The organism is Allobosea massiliensis, from assembly GCF_042655245.1.
Taxonomy (GTDB): domain Bacteria; phylum Pseudomonadota; class Alphaproteobacteria; order Rhizobiales; family Beijerinckiaceae; genus Allobosea; species Allobosea massiliensis.
Window position 1 is genome coordinate 1 of the sequence record NZ_JBHSLU010000039.1, and the last position, 18,393, is coordinate 18,393.

Genomic DNA, 18,393 nt, shown 5'->3' on the forward strand with positions numbered 1-18,393 from the left:
TCGTGATCGCAGCCGTCAAAGACGTCTTGCCATGGTCGACGTGACCAATCGTTCCAATGTTGCAGTGCGGCTTCGTGCGAGCGAATTTCTCTTTGGCCATCGTAGCCTCCGTCAATCAATCGTTGTTGCGTGTCAGCAGGTCGTGCGATCAGGCGTACTTGGCCTGGACCTCGGCGGCGACCGCCGACGGGACCTGCTCGTAGTGGTCGAACTGCATGGTGTAGTTGGCGCGGCCCTGCGAGAACGAGCGGAGCTGGTTCACGTAGCCGAACATGTTCGCCAGCGGCACCATCGCGTTGATGACGACCGCGTTGCCGCGCATGTCCTGACCCTGGATCTGGCCGCGACGCGAGTTCAGGTCGCCGATGACCGAGCCGGTGTAGTCTTCCGGGGTCACGACCTCGACCTTCATGATCGGCTCGAGCAGCACGGAGCCGCCCTTCTGCAGACCTTCGCGAAGACCGGCGCGCGAGGCGATTTCGAAGGCCAGAGCCGACGAGTCGACCTCGTGGAAGGCGCCGTCCACCAGCGAGACCTTGACGTCCACGACCGGGAAGCCGGCGAGCACGCCCGACGAGATGACCGACTGCAGGCCCTTCTCGACGCCGGGGATGTACTCCTTCGGCACCGCGCCGCCGATGATCTTCGACTCGAACTCGAAGCCCTTGCCGGTCTCGTTCGGCTCGACCACCAGCTTGACGCGGGCGAACTGGCCGGTACCGCCGGTCTGCTTCTTGTGGGTGTAGTCGATCTCGGCCTTCTTGGTGATCGTCTCGCGATAGGCCACCTGCGGCGCGCCGATATTGGCGTCCACCTTGTAGGTCCGGCGCAGGATGTCGACCTTGATGTCGAGATGGAGCTCGCCCATGCCCTTCAGGATGGTCTGGCCGCTCTCCTGGTCCGTCGAGACGCGGAACGAGGGATCCTCGTTGGCGAGCTTCGACAAGGCGAGGCCCAGCTTCTCCTGGTCGGCCTTGGACTTCGGCTCGATCGCGATCGTGATGACCGGCTCGGGGAACTCCATGCGCTCCAGGATCACCGCATTGGCGGGATCGCACAGCGTATCGCCGGTGCGGACGTCCTTCAGGCCGGCCAGGGCGACGATGTCACCGGCATAGGCCTCCTTGATGTCCTCGCGGTTGTTCGCGTGCATCAGCAGCATGCGGCCGACGCGCTCCTTCTTGTCGCGCGTCGAGTTGATCACGCCCTGGCCGGCCTCGACCTTGCCCGAATAGACGCGGCAGAAGGTGATGGTGCCGACGAAGGGGTCGTCCATGATCTTGAAGGCGAGCATGGAGAACGGATCTTCGTCCGACGGCTTGCGGGTGGTCGGCTCTTCCGTCTTGAAGTCGATGCCTTCGACCGCGCCGCGATCGATCGGCGACGGCAGGAAGTCGACGACGGCGTCGAGCAGGGGCTGCACGCCCTTGTTCTTGAAGGCCGAGCCGCAGAGGACCGGGTGGAAGGCGCGGCGCTGCACAGCGGTGCGCACGAGCTTGCGCAGCGTGTCGGCGTCCGGCTCGGTGCCCTCAAGATAGGCCTCCATCGCGGCGTCGTCCATCTCGACGGCGGCCTCGACCAGCTTCGAGCGATACTCGGCAGCCTTGTCGGCGAGATCGGCCGGGATCTCCTGCTCGGAGAAGGAGGCGCCGAGCGCCTCGCCGTCCCAGACGATCGCCTTCATCTTGATGAGGTCGATCACACCGGCGAAGTTCGACTCCGAACCGATCGGGATCTGCAGGCAGACCGGCTTGCCGGCGACGCGGTCGATGATGTCCTGGACGCAGCGATAGAAATCGGCGCCGATCTTGTCCATCTTGTTGACGAAGACGACGCGCGGAACGTCATACTTGTCGGCCTGGCGCCAGACGGTCTCGGTCTGGGGCTCGACGCCCTGGTTGCCGTCGAGCACGCAGACGGCGCCGTCGAGCACGCGCAGCGAACGCTCGACCTCGATGGTGAAGTCGACGTGGCCGGGGGTGTCGATGATGTTCAGGCGCATGTCGCGCCAGAAGCAGGTCGTCGCGGCGGAGGTGATCGTGATGCCACGCTCCTGCTCCTGCGTCATCCAGTCCATGGTCGCGGCGCCGTCATGGACTTCGCCGATCTTATGCGACTTGCCCGTGTAAAACAGGATGCGCTCGGTCGTCGTCGTCTTGCCCGCATCGATGTGGGCCATGATGCCGAAGTTGCGGTAGCGGTCGATGGGATGAGAGCGGGCCATGGGAATGCTTTCGTCTTGCCGGGGGTTGCCGACGCTTACCAGCGATAGTGCGAGAAGGCGCGGTTGGCTTCCGCCATCCGGTGCGTGTCTTCGCGCTTCTTGACCGCGTTGCCGCGGTTGCTGGCCGCATCCATCAGCTCCGAAGAGAGACGCTCGACCATCGTCTTGTCGTTGCGGCCGCGGGCGGCCGAGATCAGCCAGCGGATCGCCAGCGCCTGACGGCGCTCGGCGCGAACCTCGACCGGAACCTGATAGGTCGCACCGCCGACGCGGCGGGACCGGACCTCGATCGCCGGAGCGACGTTCTCGAGCGCGCTCTTGAAGACGGCGAGCGGATCGCTCTTCATCTTGGCCTCGATGATGTCGAAGGCGCCGTAGACGATCCGCTCGGCGGTCGACTTCTTGCCCTCGTACATGACCGAGTTCATGAACTTCGTCACGACGACGTCGTGGAACTTCGGATCGGGAATGATCTCGCGCTTTTCGGCGCTATGGCGGCGGGACATCGTCTAGTCTCCGGTCAAATCTTCAACGCTGCGAACCGGCCGGGCGCAGGCCTGGCCGATCGGGCAGAACTCACTTCGGACGCTTGGCGCCGTACTTCGAACGACGCTGCTTGCGGTTCTTGACGCCCTGGGTGTCGAGCACGCCGCGCAGGATGTGGTAGCGCACGCCGGGAAGGTCCTTCACGCGGCCGCCGCGGATCATCACCACGGAGTGCTCCTGAAGGTTGTGGCCCTCGCCCGGGATGTAGCCGATCACCTCGAAGCCGTTGGTCAGGCGCACCTTGGCGACCTTGCGGAGCGCCGAGTTCGGCTTCTTCGGGGTCGTCGTATAGACGCGCGTGCAGACGCCGCGCTTCTGCGGGCAGGCCTCGAGCGCCGGAGCGGTGTTGCGCGCCTTGACCGGCGAACGCGGCTTGCGAATGAGCTGGCTGATTGTCGGCATTCTGGCCTCTCGCTCCCACTGAGCGTTTGGAAATCGCTAAATCCGTTCTCCAGGCCGGCCGTTGCCATGACACAAACGAAGCCGCGCCATCGGCTCCCGGCAAGGAGGCCTCAGGCGCGTTCGCCAGCAGAGGAACACGGATCACTCCGCGTTCATGCGTCTTGCCATGTCGTCAATCGACGCTGGAATTCCGGTGGAGTTTCGGTCGCGAAATTCGCCAGCAACAGAGGCTAAGGCGACATACGTGTCCGACAACCACCGACAGTGGCGCGCTTATGACTCGGGCATGGATTCGCGTCAAGCCCGATTATCGCGAAACCTGCGCCGGAGGCGGCTTTCACACGGGATCGACCCGGCTGTGACGGTCTCGGGGCGCCCGCGTGGCGTCATCGAGAGCGGCCGAGGCTAGCGCGGCGGCCGCGTAGCTGACAACCCCTGCCCGCGCGGCGATCCCCAACGCCATGAAAAAGGGCCGCCCCGAAGGGCGGCCCTGATGCTCGACGTAGCTGTTGCGGTGTTCCGCGGAAGAGAGTCCGCGGAAGCGCAGATCACTCCGCCGCGGGGAGCGCCGCTTCGACCGCCTTGGCGGCGGAAGCCGCGGCCTTGGCCGCCGCATCCGCCTTCTGGCCGACGATGAGATCGTCGCGACGCGTGGCCACCTGCTTGATGCGGGCGACCTGGGCGCCGGTGCCGGCCGGGATCAGCGAGCCGACGATGACGTTCTCCTTGAGGCCTTCCAGCGTGTCGTACTTGCCGTTGACCGCCGCCTCGGTGAGGACGCGGGTGGTCTCCTGGAAGGACGCCGCCGAGATGAAGGAGCGGGTCTGCAGGCTCGCCTTGGTGATGCCGAGCAGCACGGGGACGCCGGATGCGGGCTTCTTGCCCTCTTCCGCCATCTTCGCGTTGATCTCCTGCAGCTCGATCCGGTCGACCTGATCGCCGGTCAGGATGTCGGTGTCGCCGCCATCGGTGATCTCGACCTTCTGCAGCATCTGCCGGACGATGACCTCGATGTGCTTGTCGTTGATGCCGACGCCCTGAAGGCGATAGACCTCCTGGATCTCGTTCACCAGATAAGCCGCCAACTCCTCAACACCCTTGATCGCCAGGATGTCGTGCGGGGCCGGGTTGCCGTCGAGGATGTAGTCGCCCGTCTCCACGACGTCGCCGTCCTGGAGATGGATGTGCTTGCCCTTCGGGATCAGGTACTCGAGCACCTCGGAGCCGTCATGCGGGGTGAGCGTGACGCGCCGCTTGTTCTTGTAGTCCTTCCCGAAGCCGATGACGCCGGACTTCTCGGCGATGATCGCTGCATCCTTCGGACGCCGCGCCTCGAACAGCTCCGCCACCCGCGGCAGACCGCCGGTGATGTCGCGGGTCTTGGCCGAGTCGGTCGAGACGCGGGCCAGCACGTCGCCGGCCTTGATCGAGGCACCCGGCTCCACCGAGATGATGCCTTCGACCGGCAGGATGTAGCGGGCCTCACCGCCGCGCGGCAGCTTCGCGACCTTCCCGTCGGGGCCGAGCACCGTCAGAGCCGGACGCAGGTCCGACGTACGGGCCGAGCCGCGCCAGTCGATGACGACGCGCTTGGAGATGCCGGTCGCCTCGTCGGTCGTCTCGGTGATCGACATGCCGTCGACCAGGTCCTCGAAGCCGACGGTGCCGTCGACCTCGGCCAGGATCGGGCGGGAATAGGGATCCCACTCGATCAGGCGCTGGCCGCGCTTGACCTTGTCGCCCTCGTCGACCCGCAGCTTCGAGCCGAACTGGACGCGATGGACCGCCCGCTCGGCGCCGTCCGGCCCGACGATGACGATGGCGATATTGCGCGCCATCGCGATCAGGTCGCCATCCGAGTTCCGCGCGACGTTGCGGTTGCGCATCTTGACCGTGCCTTCGAAGTTCGACTCGACGAAGGACTGGTCGGCGATGGTGGCCGCGCCGCCGATGTGGAAGGTGCGCATGGTGAGCTGGGTACCCGGCTCGCCGATCGACTGCGCGGCGATGACGCCGACGGCCTCGCCCATGTTGACCGGCGTACCGCGAGCGAGGTCGCGGCCGTAGCAGGTCGCGCAGACGCCGTTCTTGGTCTCGCAGGTCAGCACCGAGCGGATCTTCACCTCCTGGATGCCGGCGGCGTTGATCTTCTCGATATGGGCCTCGTCGATCATCGTGCCCTTGGCGACGAGGACGTTGCCGTCGATATCCGTCACGTCCTCGGCCGCGGAGCGACCCAGGATGCGGATGCCGAGCGAGGCGACGACCTGGCCCGCATCGATGATGGCGCGCATCTTGATGCCGTTATCCGAGCCGCAATCCGTCTCGGAGATGATGGCATCCTGCGCCACGTCGACGAGACGGCGGGTGAGGTAACCCGAATTCGCCGTCTTGAGCGCGGTGTCGGCCAGACCCTTCCGGGCGCCGTGCGTCGAGTTGAAGTACTCGAGCACGTCCAGGCCTTCCTTGAAGTTCGAGATGATGGGCGATTCAATGATCTCGCCCGACGGCTTGGCCATCAGGCCGCGCATCGCCGCGAGCTGCTTCATCTGCGCCGGCGAACCGCGCGCCCCCGAGTGGCTCATCATGTAGATCGAGTTGATCGGCTTGTCGCGGCCGTGCTCGTCCTTCTTCACGGTCGAGATGCGGGCCATCATCTCCTGGGCGAGCTTGTCGGAGCACTTCGCCCAGGCGTCGACGACCTTGTTGTACTTCTCGCCCTGGGTGATCAGGCCGTCCTGGTACTGCTGCTCGTAATCCTTGGCGAGCGCGCGGGTCGTGTCGACGATCTCCCACTTGTTCTCCGGCACGACCATGTCGTCCTTGCCGAAGGAGATGCCCGCCTTGAAGGCGTGGGTGAAGCCCAGCGACATGATGCGGTCGCAGAAGATCACCGACTCCTTCTGGCCGCAGCCGCGATAGACGGCGTCGATCATCCCCTGGATCTCCTTCTTGGTCATCAGCTTGTTGATGACGTCGAAGGTCATGGCCGGGTGCTTCGGCAGCGCGGTCGAGAGGATCACGCGGCCGGGCGTGGTGTCGTAGATCTTGGTGTAGGGCTTGCCGTCCTGGCCGATGCCGGTCCAGCGGTATTTGATCTTCGAATGCAGCGTCACGACCTTCTCGTGCAGCGCGTATTCGAGTTCGCCGAAGTCACCGAAGATCTTGCCCTGGCCCGGCTCGCCGTCCGAGACGATCGAGAGGTAGTAGAGCCCGAGCACGATGTCCTGCGACGGCACGATGATCGGCAGGCCGTTCGCCGGATGCAGGATGTTGTTGGTCGACATCATCAGGACGCGCGCTTCCAGCTGCGCCTCGAGCGACAGCGGGACGTGCACGGCCATCTGGTCGCCGTCGAAGTCGGCGTTGAAGGCGGCGCAGACCAGCGGGTGCAGCTGGATCGCCTTGCCCTCGATCAGCGTCGGCTCGAAGGCCTGGATGCCGAGACGGTGCAGCGTCGGCGCCCGGTTCAGCATCACCGGATGCTCGCGGATCACCTCGTCCAGGATATCCCAGACCTCGGGCTTCTCCTTCTCGACGAGCTTCTTGGCCTGCTTGACCGTGGTCGAGTAGCCCTTCGCGTCGAGGCGCGCATAGATGAACGGCTTGAACAGCTCGAGCGCCATCTTCTTCGGCAGGCCGCACTGGTGCAGCTTGAGCTCCGGACCGACGACGATGACCGAGCGGCCCGAATAGTCGACGCGCTTGCCGAGCAGGTTCTGGCGGAAGCGGCCCTGCTTGCCCTTCAGCATGTCGGCGAGCGACTTCAGCGGGCGCTTGTTGGCACCCGTGATGACGCGGCCGCGACGGCCGTTGTCGAACAGCGCATCGACCGACTCCTGCAGCATCCGCTTCTCGTTGCGGATGATGATGTCCGGCGCGCGCAGCTCGATCAGCCGCTTCAGGCGGTTGTTGCGGTTGATGACCCGGCGATAGAGGTCGTTCAGGTCCGAGGTCGCAAAGCGGCCGCCGTCGAGCGGCACGAGCGGGCGCAGATCCGGCGGGATCACTGGGATGATGGTCATGACCATCCATTCCGGCTTGTTGCCCGACTGCTGGAAGGCCTCAATGATCTTGAGGCGCTTCATCAGCTTCTTCGGCTTCAGCTCCGACGTGGTCGTCGCGATCTCATGCTTGAGATCGGCGTTGATCTGGTCGAGGTCGAGCGCGCGCAGCATCTCGCGGATCGCTTCCGCGCCGATCATGGCGGTGAAGGTGTCCGCGCCGTACTCCTCCTGAGCGCGCACATACTCCTCTTCCGAGAGCAGCTGGCGGTCCTTGAGCGGGGTCAGGCCCGGCTCGATGACCACATAGGACTCGAAATAGAGGATGCGCTCGAGGTCCTTGAGCGGCATATCCATGAGCAGGCCGATGCGCGAAGGCAGCGACTTCAGGAACCAGATATGCGCGACCGGGGCGGCCAGCTCGATATGGCCCATGCGCTCGCGCCGGACCCGGGCGAGCGTGACTTCCACGCCGCACTTCTCGCAGATGACGCCCTTGAACTTCATGCGCTTGTACTTGCCGCACAGGCACTCGTAGTCCTTGATCGGCCCGAAGATGCGGGCGCAGAACAGGCCGTCACGCTCCGGCTTGAAGGTCCGGTAGTTGATGGTCTCCGGCTTTTTGATCTCGCCATAGGACCAGGACAGGATCTTCTCGGGCGACGCGATCGAGATCTTGATCGCGTCGAACGCCTGCTGCACCGGCTGCTGGCCGAAAAGGTTCATGACCTCTTGCTTCATCGCCCATCTCCTGCCGCCGGCGGGGGTGAAAACCGCCCTGCCCGGCTTTGATCATCATCCGCCTGCGGCGTGAGTGCCACAGGCCTTGTTTCGGTCGGTCGGCGCGGCCCGGGGCCGCGCCCAGCGGCTCACTCGGCCGCTTCGGCCGGCGGCAACTCGCCCGGCTTCACCTTGTTGCTGACCAGCTCGACGTTGAGGCCGAGCGAGCGCATTTCCTTGACGAGAACGTTGAAGCTCTCGGGGATGCCCGCCTCGAAGTTGTCCTCGCCGCGCACGATCGACTCGTAGACCTTGGTGCGGCCCGCGACGTCGTCCGACTTCACCGTCAGCATCTCCTGCAGCGTGTAGGCGGCGCCATAGGCTTCGAGCGCCCACACCTCCATCTCGCCGAAGCGCTGGCCGCCGAACTGCGCCTTGCCGCCCAGCGGCTGCTGGGTGACGAGCGAGTACGGGCCGATCGAACGCGCATGGATCTTGTCGTCGACCAGGTGGTGCAGCTTCAGCATGTAGATGTAGCCGACGGTGACCTTGCGATCGAAGGGCTCGCCGGTGCGCCCGTCATAGAGCGTCGACTGGCCCGAGGAATGCAGCCCCGCCTGCTCGAGCAGACGCTCGATATCAGCCTCCTTGGCGCCGTTGAACACCGGAGTCGCGATCGGAACGCCGCGGCGCAGGTTCTGGCCCATCTCGACCAGCTCGTTCTCGTCCATCGAGGCGATGATCTCGTTGTCCTCGTAGACGGCGTCGAACGAAGCCCGCAGCGCCTTGATGTCGTGGCCCTTGCGATAGGCGTCGAGCGCGGCGCTGATCTGCTTGCCGAGACCGGCAGCAGCCCAACCCAGATGGGTCTCCAGGATCTGCCCGACATTCATGCGCGAGGGCACGCCGAGCGGGTTCAGCACGATGTCGGCATGGGTGCCGTCCTCGAGGAACGGCATGTCCTCCACGGGCACGATGCGCGAGACCACGCCCTTGTTGCCATGGCGGCCGGCCATCTTGTCGCCCGGCTGGATCTTGCGCTTCACCGCGACGAAGACCTTGACCATCTTCATGACGCCGGGCGGCAGCTCGTCGCCGCGCTGCAGCTTCTCGACCTTGTCGAGGAAGCGCTGCTCGAGGCGCTTCTTCGACTCGTCGTACTGCTTCCGCATCGCCTCGATTTCGGTCATCAGGGCGTCGTCGGCCGTGGCGAACAGCCACCACTGCGAACGCGGGAACTCGGACATGCCCTCGCGGGTGATGACCGTGTCCTTCTTGAAGCCCTTCGGACCGGCGAGGCCGACCTTGCCGGTCAGGATGTCGGCCAGACGCGCAAAGGTGTTGCGGTCCAGGATCGCCTGCTCGTCGTCGCGGTCCTTGGCGAGACGCTCGATCTCCTCGCGCTCGATCGCCTGGGCGCGCTCGTCCTTGTCGACGCCATGGCGGTTGAACACGCGCACCTCGACGATCGTGCCCTGCACGCCCGGCGGTACCCGCAGCGAGGTGTCGCGCACGTCGGAGGCCTTCTCGCCGAAGATGGCGCGCAGAAGCTTCTCTTCCGGCGTCATCGGGCTTTCGCCCTTCGGCGTGATCTTGCCGACGAGGATGTCGCCCGCCGCCACTTCCGCGCCGATATACACGATGCCGGCCTCGTCGAGATTCTTCAGCGCCTCTTCCGAGACGTTCGGAATGTCGCGCGTGATCTCCTCCGGGCCCAGCTTGGTGTCGCGGGCCATGACCTCGAACTCCTCGATATGGATCGAGGTGAAGACGTCTTCCGAGACGATCTTCTCCGAGAGCAGGATCGAGTCCTCGAAGTTGTAGCCGTTCCACGGCATGAACGCGACGAGCACGTTGCGGCCGAGCGCGAGCTCGCCGAACTCGGTCGACGGGCCGTCCGCGACGATGTCACCCTTCTTGATGACGTCCCCGACGCGCACCAGCGGCCGCTGCGTGATGCAGGTCGACTGGTTGGAACGCTGGAACTTCTGCAGCCGGTAGATGTCGACGCCCGGCTTCGTCGGATCCATCTCGTCCGAAGCGCGGATGACGATACGCGTCGCATCGACCTGGTCGACGATGCCGGCGCGGCGGGCCGCGATGGCGGCGCCCGAGTCACGGGCGACGACCGCTTCCATGCCGGTGCCGACGAAGGGCGCATCGGCGCGAACCAGCGGCACCGCCTGGCGCTGCATGTTCGAGCCCATCAGCGCGCGGTTGGCGTCGTCGTTCTCGAGGAACGGGATCAGCGCCGCGGCGACCGAGACGAGCTGCTTCGGCGAGACGTCCTGGAAATCGACCTTGTCGACCGGCGTCACGATGACCTCGCCGGCCCGGCGGCAGACGATCAGGTCGTCCGTCAGGCGACCATCCTTGTCGACGGCGGCATTGGCCTGGGCGACGTTGTACTTCGCCTCCTCCATCGCCGAGAGATAGATGATCTCGTCGGTCTGGCGGCCGTCGCGGATGCGGCGGTAGGGGCTCTCGATGAAGCCGTACTTGTTCACCCGCGCGAAGGTGGCGAGCGAGTTGATCAGGCCGATATTCGGGCCTTCCGGCGTCTCGATCGGGCAGATGCGGCCGTAATGCGTCGGGTGCACGTCGCGCACCTCGAAGCCGGCGCGCTCGCGGGTCAGACCACCCGGGCCAAGCGCCGAAAGACGACGCTTGTGCGTGACTTCCGAGAGCGGGTTCGTCTGGTCCATGAACTGCGAGAGCTGCGACGAGCCGAAGAACTCGCGCACGGCGGCAGCCGCCGGCTTGGCGTTGATCAGGTCCTGCGGCATCACCGTGTCGATGTCGACCGAGGACATGCGCTCCTTGATGGCGCGCTCCATACGCAGCAGGCCGAGGCGGTACTGGTTCTCCATCAGCTCGCCAACCGAGCGCACCCGGCGGTTGCCGAGATGGTCGATGTCGTCGATCTCGCCCTTGCCGTCGCGCAGGTCGACCAGCGCCTTGACGACCGCGAAGATGTCCTCCTTGCGCAGGATGCGCACGGTGTCCTCGGCGTCGAGGTCGAGGCGCATGTTCATCTTGACGCGGCCGACGGCCGAGAGGTCGTAACGCTCCGCGTCGAAGAACAGCGACTGGAACATGTTCTCGGCGGTCTCGAGCGTCGGCGGCTCGCCCGGGCGCATCACGCGGTAGATGTCGAACAGCGCCTCTTCGCGGCGCGAGTTTTTGTCCACGGCGAGCGTGTTGCGGATGTAGGGGCCGACCGTGATGTGGTCGATGTCGAGCACCGGGATCTCGGTGTAGCCCTTGTTGATCAGCTCGACGAGATTGCCCTTGGCCTCGCCGGTCTTGGCGTCGACCGACATGGTCAGCTCTTCGCCGGCCTCGGCATGGACTTCGCCGGTCTGGAAGTCGACCAGATCCTCGGCGATGTACTGGCCGACGAGATCCTCGTCGGTCGCGCGCAGGAACTTCAGCCCCTTCTCGGCGAGCTGACGGGCGGTGCGGGCGACGAGCTTCTTGCCGGCCTCGACCACGACCTCGCCGGTGTCGGCGTCGATCAGGTCGACGGTCGCCTTGAAGCCCTTCATGCGCTCCGCGTCGTAGGGAACGCGCCAGCCCTTGGCGTCGCGGGTGTAGGTGATCGTGTTGTAGAAGCGGCTGAGGATCTCCTCGCCGTCCATGCCCAGCGCGAACAGCAGCGACGTGACGGGGATCTTCCGCTTCCGGTCGATGCGCGCATAGACGATGTCCTTGGCGTCGAACTCGATGTCGAGCCAGGAGCCGCGATAGGGGATGATGCGCGCGGCGAAGAGCAGCTTGCCCGAGGAATGGGTCTTGCCCTTGTCGTGGTCGAAGAACACGCCCGGCGAACGGTGCATCTGCGAGACGATGACGCGCTCGGTGCCGTTGACGATGAAGGTGCCGTTGTCCGTCATGAGCGGCATGTCGCCCATGTAGACATCCTGCTCCTTGATGTCCTTGACCGACTTGGCCTGGGTGTCGGGATCGATATCGAACACGATCAGGCGCAGAGTCACCTTCAGCGGCGCCGAGAAGGTCATGCCGCGCTGGCGGCACTCGTCGACGTCGTATTTCGGCGGCTCGAAGGTGTACTTGACGAATTCGAGCAGCGAGGCGCCCGAGAAATCGCCGATCGGGAAGACCGACTTGAAGACCGACTGCAGGCCCTCGTCGCCACGGCCGCCCTTGGGCTCGTCCACCATCAGGAACTGGTCGTAGGACGCCTTCTGAACCTCGATGAGGTTCGGCATCTGCGCCACTTCCTTGAGTTTCCCGAAGAACTTGCGGACGCGTCTGCGGCCCTGGAGCGAATTGACCATCTTGTTCCTCGCAATCTCTACGGACGGCTCACCCGGCGGTCCGGGCAACGGGCGGACGGGCCGCCGGGTGAGCCGTTCGGCGCATCATCGCGCCGCCAACTTCGTCACATCGCGCCTGCGCAACCATAAGCTGCAATCGGCGCTCATTCGATCGTTTCCGCATCAAACCGCGGAAACGACGCGACAGCCCCGGAGGCGGATGCCCGCCCCGGGACTGTCTGGTCTCGTCTAGGGTCGGACCGGCAAGACGCCGGCCCTGCTCACTTGAGCTCGACCTTGGCGCCGACGGCCTCGAGCTGCTTCTTGAGCTTCTCGGCCTCGTCCTTGGCCACCGACTCCTTGACCGGCTTCGGAGCAGCCTCAACCAGGTCCTTGGCCTCCTTCAGGCCCAGGCCGGTGATGGCGCGGACTTCCTTGATGACCTCGATCTTCTTGTCGCCGGCCGAGGCCAGGACAACGGTGAACTCGGTCTGCTCCTCGGCGGCGGCGGCGGCGCCAGCGCCACCGGCGGCCGGGCCGGCGGCCACGGCGACAGCGGCGGCGGCGGAGACGCCCCACTTCTCTTCGAGCATCTTGGCGAGGTCGGCCGCCTCGAGGACGGTCAGCGAGGAGAGCTCGTCGACGAGCTTGGTCAGATCAGCCATTGTAGGCTCCTATATAGGTAAGAGGTTCGAACGATATCAGGGGTAACGGGCCTGGATCAGGCCGCATCCTTGTCGGCATATGCCTGGAACACGCGCGCCAGCTTGGCAGCCGGGGCGGTCGAGAGCTGGGCGATCTTCGTTGCCGGGGCCTGGATGAGGCCGAGCAGCTTGGCGCGCAGTTCGTCGAGCGAGGGCATCGTGGCCAGAGCCTTGACGCCATCGGGGTTCAGGGCGGTCTTGCCCATCGCGCCGCCGAGGATGACGAGCTTGTCGTTCTCCTTGGCGAAGGCGGTGGCGACCTTCGGCGCCGCGACCGGATCGCTGGAATAGGCGATCAGGGTGGGACCCGTCAGCAGCTTGCTGATGGACGCGACGTCGGTGCCTTCAAGAGCGATCTTGGCCAGCCGGTTCTTTGCGACCTTCACGGTGGCGCCATTGGCCTTCATCTCGCGACGAAGCTTCTGGAACTGGGCCACCGTCAAGCCCGCATAGTGGGCCACGACGACGACCGAGGTGGTCGAAAACACCTCGTTCAGCGTCGCGACGGCATCTGTCTTTGCCGCTTTATCCACTGGGCTCTCTCCGGTAGGCGGCGCGCCCGCGAGGGTTCGCCGCCGGTTGCACTGCCGCTCCTGGGAGCCCCGGTTGACACCGGCGCATCGAAGGAGCGACGCTCAGTGCCCTGTCCCCTCTCCGGCGCGGACGCCGTGATCGGGCGAGATGGTTCGAACCGTCTTCGGAGCCTTTCGGCGCCATTCGAGTTCTTGCACCGTCTATGCAGGCCTCTTGGCGAAATTATGCCCTCGGGCCGGGGCCCTCGAAGCACCTGCAGTCTCAGACAGGACTGGGCGATTCGGGTCCTGCGATCGCTCGCTGCACCCCAAACACCCATCTTCCGGCGGCGAACCGCCGAAAAACGCGAAACGAACCCCTGCGCGACGAGCACGCCGAGGCCCACATCACTTATGGAAACAGGCCGGCGTCATAGCGCCTTCGCCCGTCTCTGCCAAGGGGCATCCTGCGGATCTCCGTGCGGAGCCTCCGCCGATGCCTCCTTCGGCAGCCGAAACGCCGCGCCGGCACGCCGGCCGCGGCGCGGGCGGCATCAGCCGCCGAGAACCGTATTCGGCTCGATCTTGACGCCCGGACCCATCGTCGAGGAGATCGCGACGCGCTGGATATAGGTGCCCTTGGCGCCAGCCGGCTTGGCCTTGGCGACCGAGTCGGCGAAAGCCTTGATGTTCTCGGCCAGCTTCTCGGCCGAGAACGAGACCTTGCCGACGGCGGCGTGCACGATGCCGGCCTTCTCGACGCGGAACTCGACCGAACCGCCCTTGGACGCCGCGACCGCCGTGGTCAGGTCCATGGTGACGGTGCCGACCTTCGGGTTCGGCATCAGACCGCGCGGGCCCAGCACCTTACCGAGACGGCCGACCAGCGGCATCATGTCCGGGGTGGCGATGCAGCGGTCGAAGTCGATCGTGCCCTTCTGGACGATCTCGACCAGGTCCTCCGCGCCGACGATGTCGGCACCGGCCTTCTTGGCCTCCTCGGCCTTGGCGCCACGCGCGAAAACTGCGACGCGCAGGACGCGGCCCGAGCCGTTCGGCAGGTTGCAGACGCCGCGGACCATCTGGTCGGCGTGACGCGGATCGACACCGAGATTCATCGAGACCTCGACGGTCTCGTCGAACTTGGCGGTCGCCCGCTCCTTCACCAGGCCGACGGCCTCGGTCAGGGGGTAGAGCTTGGTGCGGTCGATGCCTTCACGGCCCTTGACCACGCGCTTTCCGATATGTGCCATCTTCGCCCCCTCAGCCCACGACTTCCAGGCCCATCGACCGGGCGGAGCCCTTGATCATGGACGCTGCGGATTCGACGCTGTCGCAGTTGAGATCGGCCATCTTCTTCTCGGCGATCTCGTTGATCTGCGCGGCGGTGACCTTGCCGACATTGCCGCCGCGGCCCGGGGTCTTGGAACCCGAGGTCAGGCCGGCGGCCTTCTTCAGCCAGTACGAGACCGGCGGCTGCTTCATCTCGAAGGTGAAGGAGCGGTCCTGATACGCGGTGATGATCACCGGGATCGGCATGCCCTTCTCCATCTGCGCGGTCTTCGCGTTGAAGGCCTTGCAGAATTCCATGATGTTGAGGCCGCGCTGACCCAGCGCCGGGCCGATCGGCGGCGACGGATTGGCCGCGCCCGCCGGAACCTGAAGCTTCACGTAGCCCGTGATCTTCTTCGCCATGATGGCTGCTCCTGCCGCCTGCCCCGATGCCGATCGGAACGACGACGTCCCGCCCGCGGATCGGATCCGCCCGGGGTCGGGATGGTTGCAGAGCGTGGTGCGGCAGGGTGATCCGGCTGGCGACCGGCATGCCTCCCACGCAAGTGAGGCCGGGCCTATGGCACAGAAGCCGCCGGAGGGAAAGTCCTTTTCGCCCGCGCGGCCTGCCCGGTCACTCGCGGACGGCCGCGAGATACTTCACGCCCGCGCGCGCGTCTCGGCGAAAAATCGGTCGACGACGTCGCGCAGGCCCCTCGCCTGACTGTCGAGGTCGGCCGAGGCCAGCATGGCGGCGTCGGCCGTCTGGCGCCACCGCTCCATCATCCGGGCCACCTCGCCCACCTGCTCCGCCACCTGCCGGACATCGCCTGCGGTCTCGCCCGTGCTGGCGCCGATCGAGGCCGAGTGCCCCTCCTGCTGCTGCGTCAGGCTCGCGATCGAATCCGCCGCTGCCTCGACGTCGTCGACCGAATCGACCAGCGCCACGACGCGGGTGGTGATGCGCTCCGCCGCGACCCGGATCAGGTCCAGGCCGCCCTGGACCTCGAAGGTCGCCTGGGCGGTACGCTGGGAGAGTTGCTTCACCTCGGCGGCGACGACTGCGAAGCCCCGGCCGCTCTCGCCGGCACGCGCCGCCTCGATCGTCGCGTTCAGCGCCAGCAGATTGGTCTGGCTGGCCACGGAGGAAATGATGTCGATGATGCCGGAAATCGTCGCCACCGCCTCACGCAGGGCCTCCGTATCCGCTTTCGCCTCACCCACGAGCGCCTTGGCATCGACGCTGACCTGCGCGCTCCGCCTCGCCTCGCAGGCGGCCTCGCGCAGCAGATGCGTGACCTCGCCGATCGTCGCTGCGACATCCTCGACATGCGACGCGGCGCGCTGGGTCGAAGAAGCGGCGGCGTTGGCACGCCGGTCGACCTCCGTCGACAACCCGCCCAGTTCCCGGGCGGCCTCCGACATCCGCTGTCCATGCGCCTCGAGTGCCGTGGCGATGGCGGCGATCTGGTCCTGGAAGGCCTTGTTCTGTGCCTCGACCCGCTCGCGCAGCCGGATCTCGTCGGTCATCGCCGCCATTTGCAGGGTCGCGGCTTCCTCCGCGGCCTTCTGGGCACGCAGATGCGCGAGGATGGCCCGCGCCAGGGCGCCGATCTCGTCGCGGCGCGCAGCGACGGTGCCGAGCCAGGCTCGGCGGCCGCTGCCCTCTCCCTGCCGCATCACGCGGACCATCTCGATAATCGGGCGTACCAGCCAGCGATACTCCAGCGTTGCAATGAGTGCCACGAGCCCGAGGCAGAGGGCGCCGAGCAGGCTCTCGCGGTAATCCGCACCGGTTTTCTGATCTCTGAGTCGGGCGCTGATCTCGACCAGCACCTTGTTGAGCGCGAGATGCATGTTCTCATGCACCGTGGGCCACTGCCGCATCAGCATCTGCGCCGAGGTGTTGCTGCGGTCGGAGCGGACATCGGCCAGAAGCGCAACCGCCTCGAGCGCGCGCTCGCGCACCTCGCCGCGTGTGACGGCAGCGACAGCCTCCATCGCCTTCGCCATCGCCTCGACATGCGCCCAATCCTCGGCGCGCGTCGGCGACTCGACATGGAGAGAATGAATCTTTTCGAACAGGGCCGAGGCCTCTTCGGTGCGAAGCAGGGCTTCGGCGTTGCCGGAGAGCTGGGCCGCGACGTCGTCCATGCGCTCGGAGGCGACGAACTCATTGGCGACGAAGAGCGAGATCACGAGGCCCAGCACGACGCTCCACAGCGCCATGCGCTGGCCGACCGTCGCTCTGAACCGCTTGAACACCATGAGACCGCACGCGTTTGTGGCGAAGGACGGTAGTCACACCGCCTTAAGGGCCACTTAACGCAACGTCACACGGAAGGGGGGCCTCCGTAACGTCCCCGAAAGCTCAGAGCTTCTCGACCTGGCCGTATTCGAGCTCGACCGGCGTGGCGCGGCCAAAGATCGACACCGCGACCTTGAGGCGGGCACGGCCATGGTCGACATCCTCGACGACGCCGTTGAACGAGGCGAAGGGGCCGTCGGCGACCTTCACCTGCTCGCCGATCTCGAAGACGATCGTCGGCTTCGGCCGCTCGACGCCTTCCGCGACCTGACCCTTGATCCGCATCGCTTCGGATTCGGGGATCGGCATCGGCTTCGCCTTGTCGGCGCCGAGGAAGCCGGTGACCTTCGGCGTGTTCTTGATCAGGTGATAGACCTCGTCGGTCATCTCGCACTTCACCAGCACATAGCCGGGGAAGAACTTGCGCTCGGCCTCGACCTTGCGGCCGCGGCGGACCTCGACGACCTTCTCGGTCGGGACCAGCACCTCTTCGAACTTGTCGGCCAGGTTGCGCTGGGCGGCCTGGTCGCGGATCGACTGCGCGACCTTGTTCTCGAAGTTCGAATAGGCGTGGACGATGTACCAGCGGGTGCTCACGTTCTTGATTCCGTTCAACGGGCGCCGAGGATGAAGCCGAGCGACCAGCGGATGATGGTGTCGGTGAAGAGGAAGAACAGCGACGACACCACGACCATCAGCAGCACGAGGCCGGTGGTGATGAGGGTCTCGCGGCGCGACGGCCAGGTCACCTTGGACGCTTCGTTGCGCACGTCCTGCAGGAAGCTGAAGGGGCTGCTCTTGGCCATGGGTCACCTCGGGTTCCGGACCGCCCGGCAGCCACCGCCGCAGGGCCGATTCGGCCGTCCTGAAACATTCGCGGCGCGGGGCTCAGGGAGCCGCGCGCCGTCGTGAGAAGGCTTCTACAACGCGCGGAGGCGTTCGCCAAGAGGTTTTGCCGGCTGGCCTCGGCAGGGGCTTCCCGCGGCGGCCGGACGCCGGACGAAGGCGCCCGTCGGGCGCGGAGTCATCGTCTTACCTCTGGAGAAAACCGACCGAAGGCGCTGGGCGCCGGCACGTTCACGCCGCGGTCGACCGGCGAGAACTGGCAGGGGCGGCAGGGCTCGAACCTGCGACACCCGGTTTTGGAGACCGGTACTCTACCAACTGAGCTACACCCCTGTAGCGGCCCGTCATGTGCCCCAAGCGCCGGCACATTTCAAGCCGAAATCGACATGGTCGCGGCAAAGAAAAAGGGCGGTGTCGCCACCGCCCTCCTCCACATGTCGCTGATCGCTTTAATCAGGCGATGATCGAAGCCACCACGCCGGCGCCGACGGTGCGGCCGCCTTCGCGGATGGCGAAGCGCAGCTTCTCCTCCATCGCGATCGGCACGATCAGGTGCACTTCCATGGCGATGTTGT

General features: G+C 65.9%; 14 protein-coding genes and 1 tRNA gene. All 15 read right to left on the reverse strand.

Annotated elements, in window-relative coordinates; translation table 11 throughout:
• The coding region (locus ACFPN9_RS13660; RefSeq protein WP_156375624.1) for a GTP-binding protein at positions 1-100 on the reverse strand (100 nt) is incomplete at its 3' end.
• Between the two features lie 48 nt (positions 101-148).
• On the reverse strand, positions 149-2,224 hold the full coding sequence (gene fusA / locus ACFPN9_RS13665; protein ID WP_067987303.1) for an elongation factor G: 2,076 nt from the start codon (positions 2,222-2,224) through the stop codon (positions 149-151).
• A gap of 35 nt (positions 2,225-2,259) precedes the next feature.
• Entirely contained in the window at positions 2,260-2,730 is a 471-nt protein-coding gene (gene rpsG / locus ACFPN9_RS13670) for a 30S ribosomal protein S7 (protein ID WP_067987300.1), read from the reverse strand.
• Between the two features lie 70 nt (positions 2,731-2,800).
• On the reverse strand, positions 2,801-3,172 hold the full coding sequence (gene rpsL / locus ACFPN9_RS13675) for a 30S ribosomal protein S12 (RefSeq protein WP_067987295.1): 372 nt from the start codon (positions 3,170-3,172) through the stop codon (positions 2,801-2,803).
• 548 nt (positions 3,173-3,720) lie between these two features.
• Positions 3,721-7,917 carry a DNA-directed RNA polymerase subunit beta' gene (gene rpoC, locus ACFPN9_RS13680; RefSeq protein WP_068074944.1) on the reverse strand — a complete coding sequence of 1,399 codons (4,197 nt, stop codon included), beginning with the start codon at positions 7,915-7,917 and terminating at the stop codon, positions 3,721-3,723.
• A 128-nt stretch (positions 7,918-8,045) separates the two neighbouring features.
• Positions 8,046-12,197 (reverse strand): DNA-directed RNA polymerase subunit beta, encoded by a 4,152-nt coding sequence (gene rpoB, locus ACFPN9_RS13685; RefSeq protein ID WP_068074941.1) that lies wholly within the window; start codon positions 12,195-12,197, stop codon positions 8,046-8,048.
• A 260-nt stretch (positions 12,198-12,457) separates the two neighbouring features.
• Positions 12,458-12,841, reverse strand: a complete 384-nt coding sequence (rplL, locus tag ACFPN9_RS13690) for a 50S ribosomal protein L7/L12 (RefSeq protein WP_068074938.1) — start codon at positions 12,839-12,841, stop codon at positions 12,458-12,460.
• 56 nt (positions 12,842-12,897) lie between these two features.
• Positions 12,898-13,413: a 50S ribosomal protein L10 gene (gene rplJ / locus ACFPN9_RS13695; protein ID WP_067987276.1), complete on the reverse strand. Its 516-nt coding sequence runs from the start codon at positions 13,411-13,413 to the stop codon at positions 12,898-12,900.
• 533 nt (positions 13,414-13,946) lie between these two features.
• Entirely contained in the window at positions 13,947-14,645 is a 699-nt protein-coding gene (gene rplA / locus ACFPN9_RS13700) for a 50S ribosomal protein L1 (RefSeq protein ID WP_068074935.1), read from the reverse strand.
• A 10-nt stretch (positions 14,646-14,655) separates the two neighbouring features.
• On the reverse strand, positions 14,656-15,087 hold the full coding sequence (gene rplK, locus ACFPN9_RS13705; RefSeq protein ID WP_067987269.1) for a 50S ribosomal protein L11: 432 nt from the start codon (positions 15,085-15,087) through the stop codon (positions 14,656-14,658).
• Between the two features lie 237 nt (positions 15,088-15,324).
• Entirely contained in the window at positions 15,325-16,932 is a 1,608-nt protein-coding gene (locus ACFPN9_RS13710) for a methyl-accepting chemotaxis protein (RefSeq protein ID WP_068074932.1), read from the reverse strand.
• Positions 16,933-17,035: 103 nt separating this feature from the next.
• Positions 17,036-17,569, reverse strand: coding sequence for a transcription termination/antitermination protein NusG (nusG, locus tag ACFPN9_RS13715; protein ID WP_067987494.1), 534 nt, complete (start codon positions 17,567-17,569; stop codon positions 17,036-17,038).
• A 14-nt stretch (positions 17,570-17,583) separates the two neighbouring features.
• Complete coding sequence (gene secE / locus ACFPN9_RS13720; protein WP_067987263.1) at positions 17,584-17,778, reverse strand: preprotein translocase subunit SecE; 195 nt, start codon at positions 17,776-17,778, stop codon at positions 17,584-17,586.
• A gap of 297 nt (positions 17,779-18,075) precedes the next feature.
• Positions 18,076-18,151, reverse strand: a tRNA-Trp gene (locus ACFPN9_RS13725).
• Between the two features lie 120 nt (positions 18,152-18,271).
• Positions 18,272-18,393 (reverse strand): EF-Tu C-terminal domain-related protein (locus tag ACFPN9_RS13730; protein WP_465247050.1); only part of this gene is annotated, 122 nt, incomplete at its 5' end.